This is a genomic window from Dellaglioa algida (assembly GCF_030127605.1).
Lineage (GTDB): Bacteria > Bacillota > Bacilli > Lactobacillales > Lactobacillaceae > Dellaglioa > Dellaglioa algida.
Map to the genome: position 1 here is coordinate 219,298 of NZ_JANXLE010000002.1, position 15,379 is coordinate 234,676.

At 35.0% G+C, this 15,379-nt stretch carries 17 protein-coding genes; 4 read left to right on the forward strand and 13 right to left on the reverse strand.

Going from position 1 to position 15,379, the window contains the following annotated elements:
• Nucleotides 1-10: 10 nt before the first annotated feature.
• From N0K73_RS02795 to N0K73_RS02845, 11 genes are all read right to left on the reverse strand, one after another.
• A complete protein-coding gene (locus tag N0K73_RS02795) occupies nucleotides 11-490 on the reverse strand; it encodes a ComE operon protein 2 (protein WP_057973906.1) in 480 nt (159 codons plus the stop codon).
• Nucleotides 491-549: 59 nt separating this feature from the next.
• Nucleotides 550-1,083: a helix-hairpin-helix domain-containing protein gene (locus N0K73_RS02800; protein ID WP_284063885.1), complete on the reverse strand. Its 534-nt coding sequence runs from the start codon at nucleotides 1,081-1,083 to the stop codon at nucleotides 550-552.
• A gap of 199 nt (nucleotides 1,084-1,282) precedes the next feature.
• Nucleotides 1,283-2,353, reverse strand: coding sequence for a SepM family pheromone-processing serine protease (locus N0K73_RS02805; protein WP_112250077.1), 1,071 nt, complete (start codon nucleotides 2,351-2,353; stop codon nucleotides 1,283-1,285).
• Nucleotides 2,343-2,825 carry a pantetheine-phosphate adenylyltransferase gene (gene coaD / locus N0K73_RS02810; RefSeq protein ID WP_112250079.1) on the reverse strand — a complete coding sequence of 161 codons (483 nt, stop codon included), beginning with the start codon at nucleotides 2,823-2,825 and terminating at the stop codon, nucleotides 2,343-2,345. The genes N0K73_RS02805 and coaD overlap by 11 nt, the downstream gene beginning before the upstream one ends.
• A 1-nt stretch (nucleotide 2,826) precedes the next feature.
• Nucleotides 2,827-3,378 (reverse strand): 16S rRNA (guanine(966)-N(2))-methyltransferase RsmD, encoded by a 552-nt coding sequence (gene rsmD / locus N0K73_RS02815; protein ID WP_057973902.1) that lies wholly within the window; start codon nucleotides 3,376-3,378, stop codon nucleotides 2,827-2,829.
• 6 nt (nucleotides 3,379-3,384) lie between these two features.
• Nucleotides 3,385-3,711, reverse strand: a complete 327-nt coding sequence (locus N0K73_RS02820; RefSeq protein WP_057973901.1) for a YlbG family protein — start codon at nucleotides 3,709-3,711, stop codon at nucleotides 3,385-3,387.
• A gap of 17 nt (nucleotides 3,712-3,728) precedes the next feature.
• Complete coding sequence (locus tag N0K73_RS02825; protein WP_083478943.1) at nucleotides 3,729-4,907, reverse strand: FtsW/RodA/SpoVE family cell cycle protein; 1,179 nt, start codon at nucleotides 4,905-4,907, stop codon at nucleotides 3,729-3,731.
• 26 nt (nucleotides 4,908-4,933) lie between these two features.
• Entirely contained in the window at nucleotides 4,934-5,200 is a 267-nt protein-coding gene (locus N0K73_RS02830) for a DUF1507 family protein (protein ID WP_057973899.1), read from the reverse strand.
• 106 nt (nucleotides 5,201-5,306) lie between these two features.
• Nucleotides 5,307-7,154, reverse strand: a complete 1,848-nt coding sequence (gene typA, locus N0K73_RS02835; RefSeq protein ID WP_057973898.1) for a translational GTPase TypA — start codon at nucleotides 7,152-7,154, stop codon at nucleotides 5,307-5,309.
• 165 nt (nucleotides 7,155-7,319) lie between these two features.
• Nucleotides 7,320-8,102, reverse strand: a complete 783-nt coding sequence (locus N0K73_RS02840; RefSeq protein ID WP_057973897.1) for an inositol monophosphatase family protein — start codon at nucleotides 8,100-8,102, stop codon at nucleotides 7,320-7,322.
• Between the two features lie 3 nt (nucleotides 8,103-8,105).
• Nucleotides 8,106-8,384 (reverse strand): UPF0223 family protein, encoded by a 279-nt coding sequence (locus N0K73_RS02845; protein ID WP_057973896.1) that lies wholly within the window; start codon nucleotides 8,382-8,384, stop codon nucleotides 8,106-8,108.
• Nucleotides 8,385-8,579: 195 nt separating this feature from the next.
• Here N0K73_RS02845 and def point away from each other — a divergent pair, with 195 nt between their 5' ends.
• Entirely contained in the window at nucleotides 8,580-9,128 is a 549-nt protein-coding gene (def, locus tag N0K73_RS02850) for a peptide deformylase (RefSeq protein ID WP_057973949.1), read from the forward strand.
• Nucleotides 9,129-9,204: 76 nt separating this feature from the next.
• Here def and N0K73_RS02855 read toward each other — a convergent pair whose 3' ends face one another.
• A complete protein-coding gene (locus N0K73_RS02855; RefSeq protein ID WP_146744977.1) occupies nucleotides 9,205-9,666 on the reverse strand; it encodes a hypothetical protein in 462 nt (153 codons plus the stop codon).
• 244 nt (nucleotides 9,667-9,910) lie between these two features.
• Between N0K73_RS02855 and N0K73_RS02860 the strand changes: the two genes are divergently transcribed.
• The 3 genes from N0K73_RS02860 (at nucleotide 9,911) to N0K73_RS02870 (ending at nucleotide 12,871) form a co-directional block, all read left to right on the forward strand.
• Nucleotides 9,911-10,129: a DNA-directed RNA polymerase subunit epsilon gene (locus N0K73_RS02860; RefSeq protein WP_112250083.1), complete on the forward strand. Its 219-nt coding sequence runs from the start codon at nucleotides 9,911-9,913 to the stop codon at nucleotides 10,127-10,129.
• Nucleotides 10,126-11,802, forward strand: coding sequence for a ribonuclease J1 (gene rnjA, locus N0K73_RS02865; RefSeq protein WP_057973893.1), 1,677 nt, complete (start codon nucleotides 10,126-10,128; stop codon nucleotides 11,800-11,802). The genes N0K73_RS02860 and rnjA overlap by 4 nt, the downstream gene beginning before the upstream one ends.
• A 121-nt stretch (nucleotides 11,803-11,923) precedes the next feature.
• The gene (locus N0K73_RS02870) at nucleotides 11,924-12,871 is read left to right on the forward strand and encodes a diacylglycerol/lipid kinase family protein (protein WP_112250085.1); all 948 of its coding nucleotides are present in this window, start codon (nucleotides 11,924-11,926) and stop codon (nucleotides 12,869-12,871) included.
• 41 nt (nucleotides 12,872-12,912) lie between these two features.
• On the opposite strand, the gene recD2 is transcribed toward N0K73_RS02870, so the two are convergent.
• Nucleotides 12,913-15,372: an SF1B family DNA helicase RecD2 gene (recD2, locus tag N0K73_RS02875; RefSeq protein ID WP_112250087.1), complete on the reverse strand. Its 2,460-nt coding sequence runs from the start codon at nucleotides 15,370-15,372 to the stop codon at nucleotides 12,913-12,915.
• Nucleotides 15,373-15,379 lie beyond the last annotated feature (7 nt).

Here is a 15,379-nt window from a genome sequence, read left to right on the forward strand (position 1 = left end):
TCAATTGACTTTATTCGGAAAAGATTTTATTCAGAACGATTTCTTCAATATAATTTTTATCAACCTTAACTTGTTCAAAACTAACATGATTTCTTTCCAGTAAAGAAATAGCATAATCATCGTTGTGATAATTACGTAAATAATGAATCTTTTTAACACCCGACTGGAGAAGCATCTTCGTACATTGTAAACAAGGAAAATCTGTAACATAAATTTCTGAATTATCAGTTACTGATCCAAACTTCGCACATTGTAAAACAGCGTTCATTTCTGCATGGATTGTTCGAACGCAGTGACCGTCAACAAGATAACATCCCTCATCTATGCAGTGCACATCGCCTGAAACGGCTCCATTATACCCGCCTGCAATAATGCGTTTATCTCTAACGAGTATCGCACCAACAGATAATCGTTCACAGGTGCTTCTTAGTGATAATAACGCTGCTTGCGTCATGAAATATTGGTCCCAAGGAATTCTGTTATCAGCCATTTATGCATTTCCTTCTTTCATTTTTTTATAGTATATCAAAAATAAGTTAGTAAAAGAAGTTAGACAGATAATGAGTCCTTTAGACTTTCAAATGTCTTGTCTCCTATACCGCCAACCTCTTTTATTTCATCAGTAGTTTTAAATGATTGATGTTCTTCTCTATATTGTAAGATTTGTTCTGCTTTTTTAGGCCCAATTCCCGTCAATTCTTGCAGTTGCTCTTTTGTTGCCATATTTAGATTGACCGTTTGTCCGCCATTCGATTTTTCATTACTATTTGAGGTAGACTCCGTGTTTACTCCAGAAGAACTTTGCCCGGCATTCATTACTGCTGGACTTGATTTTATTTCTCCTTTTGCTGGTACATAAATAATCATCTCATCCGTAACCTTTTGAGCTAAATTAATCTGTTTTTGGTCCGCACTAGACAGAAATCCACCCGCCGAATCAATTGCCTGACTAATCCTCATTCCAACTCTCATTGTATAAATACCCGGACTCTTTACATTTCCTTTAATATCAACAACAATTTTTGCGCCATCTGAAGATCCCTCATGATTACTGCTTCTTTTTTCTGAACTAGATGATGTCACACTAGAGATGGTAGATACCGCTAACTCATTTTTTGTACCATTTTCATGTAGCGTAAAAAGTAAAAATATTGTGCCTATAATTGCGGCAATAACACAACCTATGACTACTCGCTGATGTTCAGTTCAAAACTCTTTAATTCGATCCATTTCATTCACCTCCCGTTCACTATTAAATACGCAAAAAAACAGTTCTCACTTATTAATGAGAACTGTTTTTTATATTTTCTAAATAGTTTAGTGCATCGCTAAATTTTTTAACAGGAATAACTTTCATGTTAGATCCAATTTGTTTTGCCGTTTTTTTCGCTAATTGGTAATTGTTTAACGCATTAGGGTCACTTTTTAACTCGGCACTTAAAAGCTCATTATTAGGCGCAAAAAATATTGAGACATTTTCTTTATCCGCTGCAACAATTTTCTTATCTATCCCACCGATGTCTCCCACTTCACCGTTAGAAGACATCGTTCCGGTCCCAGCAATTTTTTGTCCATGTCTAATATCAACATCCATCAACTGGGTATAAATTTGTAAAGTAAACATTAATCCGCCTGATGGACCACCCAATGATGCAACGTTAGCCTTAACCGGTATTTCCGTTTCAACATTGGTTTTATTGATTAGAGTTATTCCTAATCCCGATTTTTTAGTCTTATCTAAAGGCATCAATTTTCCTACAACTATTTTTGAAACACCTTTACGTTTAACTTTAACCCGTACCTTTTGACCATTTTTTTGGGAACTAACATACGAAATAAAACCTTTTTCACTGGCAAATTTTTTATTATCAATGCTAGTTATCACATCACCTGGCTTAAGATCACGGTAAAAATTAGATTTCTCCAAAACGGACATGACATAAACGCCTTGAAATTCTAGGGATACTTTTTTATGGGCTGCCTTAAAAGCCACAAATTTAGCTTGATTGATTGAATCAGCCATATAATATCTTTGTAAAACATCATATTCTTGATTCGAACTACCGCCTGTTACTTCATTTTCACTCAGAATTTCATCATATTTACCAAATAGATTACTGTACAACAGTGTCATCGGGCTGGCTTTCTGGACATAAACCGTTGTTAGCAAAAAATCACCATTTTTGTTATCTTTTTTATGATCTACAACTAAATGGTCACCAACAGATTCTGCAGTCCCGGGTGATTCAATGTAATAAGGCAAGGGCATTAATATAACAAATGTCAACACACATACACCAAAAAACATGAGAATCAACCGTTTATAACGAATCCAAAATAAATTATTTTTCATAACGCTTTTCAAGCATAGCTTGTTTTACATGAGGCGGCACCATATTTGATATATCACCATCAAATTTAAAAATTTCTTTCATTAAACTAGATGAAACATGAGCAAACTTGGAATTTGCCAACATTAAGATTGTTTCAACTGTGCTATCGAGCTCCTTGTTCATTAATGCAATATCTTTTTCGTATTCAAAATCTGCATTATTTCTTACGCTACGGATAATTATTTTAGAATCTAATTTATGCATTAAATTAATTGTTAAATCTGATTCAACGGCAACCACCTCTACATTTGGTAACTCAAAAATAGCCTCACTTATTAAATCAACTTTTTCATTTGCCGTAAACATTGCTTTTTTGCTAGTATTTGTCATAACCGCGACAACAACTTTATCAAAAACTTGACTTGAACGAACAATAATATCTAAATGCCCATTCGTTAATGGGTCAAAACTTCCCGGAAAAACTGCATTCATTTTAGTTCTCCTTTTGGTAGATCGTAACTTGAGTGATACCATAATTTTGTCTTCTAAATAAACTAAATCCAGGAATATCATCAGGTAGTTTAGCGTGCTGATCTGTCTCACAAATAATTAAAGCCTGCCCATTCAAAAGTGTACTGTTATCAAGTTTCTGAATGGTATCTATTATTTCTTGTGTTTTATAAGGCGGATCTAAAAAAACCAAATCAAATGATTCCCGTCCTTTTAAGAGTCCAATAGCCTTATCAGCATCTTGTTTATAAACCGTAAATTTATCTTCTTCTTTCGTAATGGCAATATTATCGTTGATTGTTTTAATTGCTTGATATTGCTTGTCAATTAGAGTTGCGTGCCCTATACCTCGGGATACAGCCTCAATACTGAGTCCACCGCTACCTGCAAACAAGTCTAAAGATTTTCCACCATCAAAATAAGGACCAATAATATTAAACATTGATTCTTTGACTTTATCCGTTGTTGGTCTTGTTGCCATACCGGGAACTGCTTTTAACTTTCTACCACCATATTCGCCTGAAATTATTCTCATAATTTTTTACTCACTTTTATTTTTAAATTTTTCTTGATCTTCATCTGTTAGCTTAAACGCTTTTTCTCCCATACGGGACCCAAAATCCATATCGATGTCTGGACGATGGGAAACTTCTGTCTTCTTAACAAATTTCAAATTTTGAATTTTTTTTACCGTTTCGGGTAGGTCTTCTTGATTCATATAAATGACAACATATTTCATTTTTTTCGAAATGTACTGAATAATTCCAAATCGTTTCAATTGCTTAATTTGTTTCATATGATATAAAAAAACAATAACGCCTTGCCTTTTCTGCATCACTAATTTAGTTTCATCTTCTTCATCAAGCATCTAGTTATGACCTCCTTTTATTTACTATTTACTAAATCTTTTTTTCTCAAAGCCGATATGCTTAAAACTAAACCTACACAAAAACTTAAGATAAGCATACTTGATCCACCATAGCTAAGAAATGGGAATGTTACACCCGTGATGGGTAAGATTCCTGAAATACCACCAACGTTAAAAACAGTTTGTACTGTCATAAACGTTGCAATACCATAACAACATAGAGTGTGGAACGTTTCTTTACTTTTAGATCCGATAAAAACGATTCGTCCAATCATGCCAAAAATCAAGATTAAAATGAACAAGACCATCAAAAGTCCTAGTTCCTCTCCCGTAATTGCTAAGATAAAATCAGTGTATGGTTCGGGTAAATAACCACGCTTTTGGATACTATTCCCTAAACCAGCTCCAAAAATACCACCATTACTTAACGCATAATACGAATTAACCAGTTGTTGTCCACTTGACTGTTGATATTTAAATGGATCACTAAATCCAACAAATCGTCCTGCCATGTATGCCAATGGACCTCCGGAATCAGGGGAAACAGATTTTAACTTTGACAAAAGTAACATCAATCCGCCCATTCCTCCGACTGAAATTAAAGTGGTTATTCCGATAGAATACCCGCTGGCTAAAATAATAATTAAGACGGCACTCGCATTAATAATAAATCCACCAACATCCGGTTCAATCAAAATTAAAAATAAGGGTAAGGCTACCGCAACTGCATAAATAAATCGACGCTTATACCTGCTATCGTAACTCAACTCTTTATTTTCACGAAATGCTACTTGCTGTGCCATAAACAAAACCAAAAAAATCTTACTAATTTCCGCGGGTTGTACATTAAAAATACCAAGGTTTATCCACCCTGCGGCGCCATTAACCGTTTTTCCACTTGCTACTACGTAGACAAGCGACAAGATTGACACCGCACCAAATGTAATTATAAATTTGGAACTTTTAAAAAAATTAACTTTAATGGCGTATATGAAAAAGACAACCATTAGACCCAGAATTGCAAAAAGTAATTGTTTTTTTAGGTATGTTGTTGGATCACCACCAGCCATTTGAACCTTATAAGAACTGGCGGAATATACCATCACTACCCCAATTCCAGATAAGATAAGATATGGGATGAAGATATAGTAATCGAGATACTGTAATTTTTGAGTCATTCTTTTTAATATTTGCATTTTTAATCCAACTTATTTCTTGATTTTTAAAATTCAGCGTGAAAATGACCATTAAGGTCTGACTCGAGATCTTCAATTAACTTCTTGCCAGCCTTCTCCTCAATGAGCGCACATCTCACCACAAAGTTTACTTCACGAGAAAAACCGAACAACTGAGTATCAACGACTTCTTCAAACGCAGGACAACTTAACAAACACAATGTGTCTCGTTGCTTATTGACAAGGTTTTTTATTTTAACCGCATCTTCTTTTAGAATCGCCATTGCATCTTCTTTAGAAATGTTGTTTATCATCGATTTTCTCCTCCCGTGACTTCTAACAGTATACCATATATTACTATTTATCATGAATAAAAAAAGGAGTTAAAAATGAACTTAATCATTTTTAACTCCCTTTAAATTAACCTTTTTTTGAATCTGTTTTACGTTGTTTTTGAGCTTTTTCACGCATATTTGTATCTAAGATACGTTTACGTAAACGTAAGTTATTTGGTGTGATTTCCAATAATTCATCAGTATTCAAGAATTCTAATGATTCCTCAAGTGTAAGAATTGTTGGTTTTTTAATTGAGGCAGTTTGATCTTTATTAGAAGAACGAACATTACTCATTGCTTTACCTTTAGTAATATTTACAGAAATATCACGTTCACGGCTACTTTGACCGACAACCATTCCTTCATAAATATCAGTAGTTGGTGTTACATAAATCGTACCACGTTCTTCGATACTCATGATTGAATATGTTGTTGCACTTCCAGAATTAATAGAAACTAATGCGCCATTACGACGACCAGGTTCCCAATTACGGATGACAGGTTTGTATTCAGAGAATGTATGATTTAAGATACCATATCCACGAGTCATTGAAAGGAATTGTGAATCATATCCAATTAAACCACGTGTAGGAGCTGAGAATGTTAAACGAGTTTGACCGTTGTTACCAGTCTCCATGTTAATCATTTCACCCTTACGTTGTGCCATTGTATCAATAACACCACCAGAATATTCATCAGGTGTATCAATTTGGACACTTTCAAATGGTTCTTGCATTTTACCGTCAAGTTCACGATAAATAACTTCTGGACGTGAAACTTGAATTTCATAATCTTCACGACGTAAAGTTTCGATTAAGATTGATAAATGTAATTCCCCACGACCTGAAACAACCCAAGCATCAGGAGAGTCAGTATCTTCAATTTTTAATGAAACATCAGTATGCAATTGTAATTTAAGACGATCTTCCATCTTACGTGCAGTAATATTTTTACCATCTTGTCCAACAAATGGTGAATCATTCGTTCTGAATGTCATTTGAAGTGTAGGTGGATCAATACGCATCAATGGTAGGGCTTCTTGATGATCAACTGGTGTTACAGTTTCCCCAACGAAGATGTCATCCATTCCTGAAACGGCAATTAAATCACCAGCTTTAGCTTCTTCAATTTCAACACGGTCTAAACCGAAGAAACCGAAAAGTTTTGAAACACGGAAATTTTGAACTGAACCATCAAGTTTAATAACAGAAACTTGATCACCAACAGCAATTTTCCCACGGAATACACGGCCAATACCAACACGACCAACGTATTCATTATAATCCAACATTGAAACTTGGAATTGTAATGGTTCGTCACTGTTATCAATTGGTGCAGGAATCGTATTGATAATTGTTTCAAAAACGTCGTCCATAGAATGTTTTTGTGTTTCAATATCTGGATCCATACTTGATGTACCGTTATATGCACTAGCATAGATAACAGGGAAATCAAGTTGAGCTTCATCGGCACCTAATTCGATAAACAAATCAAGTACTTCATCAACAACTTCTTGTGGACGAGCGCCCATACGGTCAATTTTGTTGATAACAACAATAGGTACTAATTGTTGTTCTAAGGCTTTTTTCAAAACAAAACGTGTTTGTGGCATTGTTCCTTCAAAAGCATCAACAACAAGTAAAACACCATCAACCATTTTCATGATACGTTCTACTTCACCACCGAAATCGGCATGTCCAGGTGTATCTAAAATGTTAATTTGTTTGTCGCCAACTCTAACAGCAGTATTTTTTGATAAAATTGTAATACCACGTTCTTTTTCAATATCATTGGTATCCATAGCACGGTCGCTAATTTCTGAATGGCCGTCCAATGTATCTGATTGTTTTAATAATTCATTAACTAATGTCGTCTTACCATGATCGACATGGGCGATAATCGCGATGTTGCGAATGTCATCTCTTGTTTTCAAGTTTGTTCTTCCTTTCGTTGGATCCCTAATATTTTTACGAATAATAACTACAGTTCACTATTATAGCAGACAATTAACACACTTACTAAAAGTTTTCATACTTTTTCATAAATAAATCGCATAAAAAAACTGCGACTTGTTAGTCACAGCCACAACGCGATTCTACTAAAAACTATTGAGTAGTTTTAAAATGTCCTCTTGTGCGTTTTCCGTTGCTATTAATACATTTGCTGATTGTAACATATCAAGCTCTGACCCGTCAATTGTTTTAACAGTGATACCAAGAGTTTCCGCCAAAATTTTGCCAGCAGCAAAATCCCAAGGCTTTAAGTGCGAAATGTATCCAATCTCTTGTCCTCGTAGTATATGTATGAACTCAATTCCAGCGCTACCATACACTCTAGCACCAGAACTATGCTTAACAATTGTCTGAAGGTGATTGTAGTCCATCATTAACATAGGTGAGCTACAACCTAATAACCCGTCCTTTAAAGAGGTGTTTTCAGGTTTATCAAGTTTGTTTTCATTAGCAAAAACGCCATTTTCTGGGCCACCGGAGTATAAAACATCATTCATGACATCCATAATAAACCCTAGTTTTCCAATTCCGTTTTCATAAATACCAATCATAATTGCAAAATGATCCTTCTGTTTAACAAAATTCATTGTGCCATCGATGGGGTCAACAATCCAAACTGTTCCATCCAGATTAGTGATGTTATCCCCAAAGCCTTCTTCACCAAGGATTTTTGCATTTGGATCAAATTCGCGAATTTTATTGACTAGAAATTTTTCAGTTTGTTTGTCCATATTTGTTACAAGATCAACTCGGCTACTTTTTGTTTCTACGGATAATGGATTACCAAACGCATGAATGATATTTTCACGTGCTTCTTTTAACCAACCTTTAACCTGGCAATTAACTTCATCAATATTCAAACTATCCACCTCCTATTGGTTTATCTTTATGGTATCTCTCGTATTTTCACGCGCAAATTTAATTGTACGATAAATACTAAATCCTGATTCATCCTCATAGGCTCTACCGATTTGTTTTTCTTCCATTTTAGAAGGGACAATTTTTTTAAACTCACGATAATTATATAATAACTCTTCACGATCAATACCAGTAGAATTTGCCAACTCTATCGATTTATAAAATTCACTTACAGAAATAATTTCGTCAGTTGTCCAATGCGATTCTAATGGGTAATTAATTTTATTATTCATAAATATTTAAACTCCTTTATAATTTAGCTAGGTTATTTTTAAGATTCATATTTCCTTCATTTTACAACATTCTTTAAAAAACTAAAAGAAGCGAAACACATCTCTAATTTCCAAATGCATCACAGATATCATTATTTTATGCTACAATATACGGTAGAATATTAATTTGGAGGTAGCATTTTGATTAAAATTACAATGAAAAACATCATTCGTGAAGGCAATCCAATTTTAAGAGCCCGATCAAGCGAGATGACTTTCCCGCTTTCAAACGATGATAAACAACTAGCGCACGATCTAATGGAGTTTTTAGAAAACAGCCAAGATGAAGAGATAGCTGAAAAATATCATTTACGTGCTGGAGTAGGTTTGGCTGCACCACAACTAGCCATTTCAAAACGAATGACTGCTGTACTAATTCCTGGACCAGAAGGTGAAGAACCCTCACTTAAGCAGGTGCTAATCAACCCAACTATTTTAAGTCAATCAGTTCAAGTCGCAGCCCTATCGGAAGGTGAAGGATGCTTATCCGTCGACAGAGATGTCCCTGGATATGTTCCACGAGCTGATCGTATTACACTACGTTACTTCGACATTGAGGGCGTTCAGCATAAGATTCGCTTGAAGAATTACGAAGCAATCGTGGTTCAACACGAAATCGATCATTTAAATGGTATCTTATTCTTTGACCATATTAATAACGATAAACCTTTTGCGATTCCAAACGATGCAATTATGCTTGAATAATTAGTTAAAAAGTTTCATCAATGATTTAATTATTGATGAAACTTTTTTATTTGCATTTTAGTATCGCTATTATCAACTAGACTTTTTTTAAATCTTTAGTGTACATAACGGTCTCATCATTAACTAAATAGGCAACGTCTAAATGTAAAAGGCCGTCCAGATACCACAGATCTGTAATTTCAAACGCCGACACAGCCCCGACGTCTTTTTTTACAAGATCCATCATCTCAAATTCTTCAAATGAACCTGAAAATTTTTTCCTTATTTTTTCGATGTTTTCTTTTGAAGGATTTGGCATTTTAAATTGATATTCAAATACCATAACTTTTTTACCCCAAATTTTTGAAACAATCTCTGTCACTTTTAAAATATTAGATTCAATTCCATACGTATTACCATGAAGCTGATTCAAAGCAAATTTAACTGCAGAATCGGTAATACGTCTGCTTTCAATTTTAAAAACGGCAATTTTTCGGTTCCTTTTTAATCGACCATAATTCAAAATAATAATAATAATCAGAACTATTATAATTGTCATTACAACTATCGTCCACATCATGAAACACGCCCTTTCCTATGCCAAGATTCCACATAATTATAACATGTTTTATATTTTTTATCCCTTATAGGCCCATTCAACCCGTGCTATTCTATACTTAAATAATAATATATGATAAAATGTAAATTATATGTTGTGCAAACAACCCCCAGTTCGGTTTCTAATTTCCATTCCAAATCATTTTAACCAAATGATATCAATTTAATTTAAAGGAGTTTTACAAATGATTTTTAAAGTCTATTACCAAGAAACACAGGATAGAAATCCACAAAGAGAAGAAACAAAGTCGCTTTTCCTCGAAGCAGGTTCTGAAATTGAAGCTCAAAGTATTGTTGGTCAACAAACAACTCACAATATTGAATTCATTGAAACATTATCAGAAAAAGCTTTAGCATACGAAAAAGAAAACCCGGCTTTCGAAATAACGGAGTTTTCTGAATGAAAAAGATAAATGTTAAAAATAATGAGACTGGTGTTTTTGCAGTCGGCGGGTTAGGTGAAATTGGTAAGAATATGTACGGTATTCAATTCCAAGATGAAATCATCATCGTCGATGCAGGAATTAAGTTTCCAGAGGATGAGTTATTAGGAATCGACTATGTTATTCCTGATTTTCAGTATCTGGTTGCTAACCAGCAGAAAATTAAAGCATTGGTTATCACCCATGGTCATGAAGATCATATTGGTGGTATCCCCTACTTATTAAAACAAATTAATGTTCCAATTTACGCTGGGCCCTTGGCTTCAGCTTTAATCAAAGGAAAATTAGAAGAACACGGGTTACTTGCTACAACAGAAATGCACGAAATTGAAGAAGACACAATTCTTAAATTTAGAAAAACAAGCGTCTCTTTCTTCCGAACAACTCATTCAATTCCAGATACTTTAGGTGTCGCAATCAAAACACCTTCTGGTAATATTGTAGTCACTGGGGACTACAAATTTGATCTGACACCTGTTACTAATCAGCCACCTAATTTACAAAGAATGGCTCAACTGGGTGCAGATGGTGTGCTCTGTTTACTATCAGATAGTACAAATGCTGAGATTCCTAATTTCACAAAATCAGAAAGATTTGTTGGTAAATCAATTCGACGAATTTTTGAAAAAGGTGAAGGTCGTATTATATTCGCTACTTTTGCTTCGAATATCTCTCGAGTACAACAAGCTGCAGAAGCTGCTGTTGCCAAAGGTCGTAAAATTGCGGTCTTTGGTCGTAGTATGGAAGCTGCTATTGTAAATGGTCGTGAATTAGGCTACTTAAACATTCCGGATGACGCCTTAATTGACGCACGTGATATCAATTCGTTACCCGCTAACGAGATCCTAATTTTATGTACTGGATCACAGGGAGAACCAATGGCTGCGCTTAGTCGTATTGCGAATGGAACTCACCGTCAGGTATCTATTCAACCTGGTGATACCGTTGTATTCTCAAGTTCACCAATTCCTGGTAACACAATCAGTGTTAACCATGTAATCAATGAACTTTCAGAAGCCGGTGCAACAGTTGTTCATGGTAAAGTTAATAATATCCATACTTCTGGTCATGGTGGTCAGGAAGAACAAAAATTAATGCTTAGTTTGATGAAGCCTAAGTATTTCGTTCCCGTCCATGGTGAATACAGAATGCTTAAAATTCATACCGGACTAGCTGAACAAATTGGTGTTCCAAAAGAAAATAGCTTTATCATGGAAAATGGTGACGTTCTAGCATTAACGAGTGATTCTGCCAGAATCGCTGGCCACTTTGAAGCCGATGATATCTACGTAGATGGATCGGGCATTGGTGACATCGGTAGTGCGGTCTTAAACGATCGACAAGTTCTTTCTGAAGAAGGACTCGTTGTCGTTGTCGCAACTATTGATATGAAGAAACATGAAATTCAAGCGGGTCCAGATTTACTATCACGTGGTTTCGTCTACATGCGTGAGTCAGGTGAATTAATTAACCAAGGACGCCGTCGTTTGTTCCGTGTTATGAGTCGTTTACTAAAAAATGATAAAATTACAGAAGCAATGATTAATGATGCTATTGTCGATGACTTACAGAAGTTTTTATATGAACAAACTGAACGTAAACCAATGATTTTACCAATGTTAGTTATCGTTTAATAAAAAATAAGCCAAAATTCGATTCAGAATTTTGGCTTATTTTTATGTGTTTAAAATTTATCTTTAAATCTAACTTAATTTTAGTTATAATTATTTAGTGTTAATTTAAGGAGGGAAGCTCATGGATCACTATTATATCGTTGTCAACGAATCAGCTGGCAGCGGACATGCTAAACAAATCTGGCAATCTATAAAAAAATCATTAATCACAAAAGAAGTTCACTTCGATGCACATTTAACAAAATATATGGGTCATGCTTCCCTCTTAACAGAAAATTATGCCAGACATTTCCAACCTTCCAAAACTGCTGATAACCAAATTATTTTAGTTATCGGCGGCGATGGTACTTTAAATGAATGTATTAATGGTATTAAAAATGCCGGTAAATTCGATATTCCCGTTGCCTATATCCCCGCAGGATCTGGAAACGATTTCGCCAGAGGTGCCGGTATACCTAAGGCACCACTTGTAGCACTTGAACAAATATTAAATACAACTTCACCTAAATTATTAAACTTAGGTGTTATGCAGGAACTTTCACGAAATGAAAAAAAATATTTTATTAATAATGTGGGCGTTGGGTTTGATGCACAAATCGTAAGTATCGCCAATCAATCTCGTTCAAAAAAACTATTGAATAAACTTCATCTGGGTTCACTTACCTACTTGAGTGCACTACTTGGTACCCTATCAAAACAAGCTGCATTTCCCGTAACTGTTCAGGTAAACGGACAACGTGAATTTTATCAAGATGCATTTCTACTGACAACATCGAATCATCCCTACTTTGGTGGTGGCGTTCCCATTCTACCAATGGCGGACCCAGCCAAAAGTAACTTAGATTTAATTATTATTGAAAAATCTAATATCTTAAAACTACTTTATTTAGCCATTTTAATGTTATCCGGTAAGCATATTACACAAAAAGGTGTCCATCATTTTACATCGAATAAGATTAAATTGTCTGTTGACTCATTAGAATATGGACAAATGGATGGCGAAGATTTAGGTACGCGTTTCTTTGAAATTGAATATTCTGTATTATCATACCCATTTTGGCTAAATTAAAAAACTAATTAACTCATTGAGCAGAGTTAATTAGTTTTTTTCTATGGCTGAATATCTGCCATTCCAATCATTGGGTCAATCGTTCCGCTGGCAATCATGTCATTCGTTAAAATAAATTGTTCAATGGGACTAGGATCTAACTGAGTTTCTTTTTTTAATTTTTTAGTTGTTTGACCACTACCACTTGAATCATTTATTTTTTTGATATCACCGTCAAAGATCTGCTCTATTCTCAATAACAACGTTGTTTTTCGATTCGCTGATTCATTTTCAACACACTCTTCAAACGACTTCTCTTCTCCAAGCAAAATTAACAATTGGCTAGCACGTGTGATTGCCGTATACAGTAAGTTACGTTTAAGCATACGCTTATATTGCGAGACCATTGGTAAAATTACCATTTTAAACTCGCTACCCTGAGACTTATGAATTGACGTACAATATGCTAACGTAATTTTTTGCCATTCATTTCGCCTATAAGTCACCTCTGTTTGGTCAAATGCAATAATAATTTCATCAACTTTATCTTCACTATCCTTGGCAACCGTAATACCAACAATCTTCCCAATATCCCCATTAAAAACATTATTTTCAGGACTATTAACAAGATGCAATACTTTATCGCCAATTCTAAATTTCTGGTCTCTGAAAAGGACTTCTTTTTGGCGACTATTCTCAAGGGGATTCATAATTTCTTGTAGCATCTCGTTCAATCGGTTAATTCCTGCCGCACCGCGGTACATTGGCGCCAAAACCTGAATATCACTAGACGTAAATCCTTTTGTCTTAGCACGTTCGACGACCTGTTTAATAATTGATTCAACTTGGTATTCACGACTTGCAAAAAAAGAACGATCCTTTTGATTTTTCGTGAAATCGGCCGGTAATTCCCCATTTTTAATTGAATGAGCAAGTGAGATTATTGATGACCCATCTCCCTGTCGGTAAATATCTGTTAACTCTTTTCGTTCAAGATAGTCACTCTTTAATAAATCATAAAATGTTTGTCCAGGACCAACGGATGGTAATTGATCTTTATCACCAACCAAAATAACTTTCATATCAGTTGGTATTGCATTCATCAGTGTGTTTAATAAATAGGTATCAACCATCGACATTTCATCGATAATTAATAATCCACCTTCTAAATCTTTGGTTTCAACTTCATTATTTGATTCTCTTCCAGTCAATCCTAGTAACCTATGGATCGTGCTAGCGGGTAATCCGGTCGTTTCGGTCATTCTTTTTGCGGCTCGACCAGTAGGTGCGGCTAGAAGAATCGGAAATGTTTGGCCTTCTCCGTAGCCGCTAACATCAAGAGAGAAATCATTTAATTCCGCGAATAACTCCACAATGCCATTAATAACGGTTGTCTTACCAGTTCCTGGACCACCGGTTAATAAAAACACCTGTGAGTTCATTGCTTCTTTAATAGCATCTATTTGCGATTCGCCATAGTTCATATCTAGTTTTTTTTCTATTTTACGAATTGCTTTATTAAGATCTTTATCTGATGAACCCTTTTTTTCTTGATTTGACGAAAGGAGTCTTTTTAAATGTTCAGCGATTTTATATTCTGCATGATACAGATTTTTCAAATAAATACGTTGTTCATCACCAACAATTAATCCTGACTTGGCCAAATTGACTAGTTCTTTCGAAATCGCTTCAGGATTAATTCGAACCCGCCGACTGCCTTCCAATAATTGTAAAGAAGCCGTTAACAAAGGCTCTGCTGTCGCATAAGTATCTCCATCTTGTTGACATAAATCATTAATACTTTGTAAAATACCAGCCTGAATTCGACCCGATGAATCGGCCGCGAATCCCAACTCTTCCGCAATTTGATCAGCCTTTTTAAATCCAATGTTTTCAATATCATTGACTAACTGATATGGATTTTCCTGGATAATCTCAAGTGTTTTTTCTTTATAGGTTTGATAAATGGTTGCCGCAAGTTGGCTACCAAATCCAAATCCGTTTAATCCAATAATAATTTGTTCCATTCCGTTATTTACACGTACAGTCTCTAATACCGTTATTTTTTGCTTATTCGATAACTCTAAAGAATCCAGTACGGTGTCATCCGCTAATATCTTGTCAATTGTTTTAGTTCCAAGTTTATCAACGATTGACTCTGCCGTTTTTTTCCCAATACCTTTGAATTCGGCACCCGACAAATAAGTAATGAGACCCATCTTTGAAGTAGGCGTTTCATTTTGGTAATTACTGGCTTGAAATTGTTTACCATACTTAGGATGCTCAACCTGTTGTCCATAAAAACGATAAGTTGATTCTTCCTTAATATCGGCAAAATTTCCGGTAACGACAACTTCATCCTCAGGCCATTCTAAGTTACTCTCAACGCTATGAATTAAAATCACCTTATAAAAACTATCTTGGCTTTGAAAAAAAATGGTTGCAACTTTCCCAACTAAATAAGCTTGAGTTTCATTACTTTGAGAACCATCATCAAATAAACTTACCTTCTGAGCAACCATTATGCCA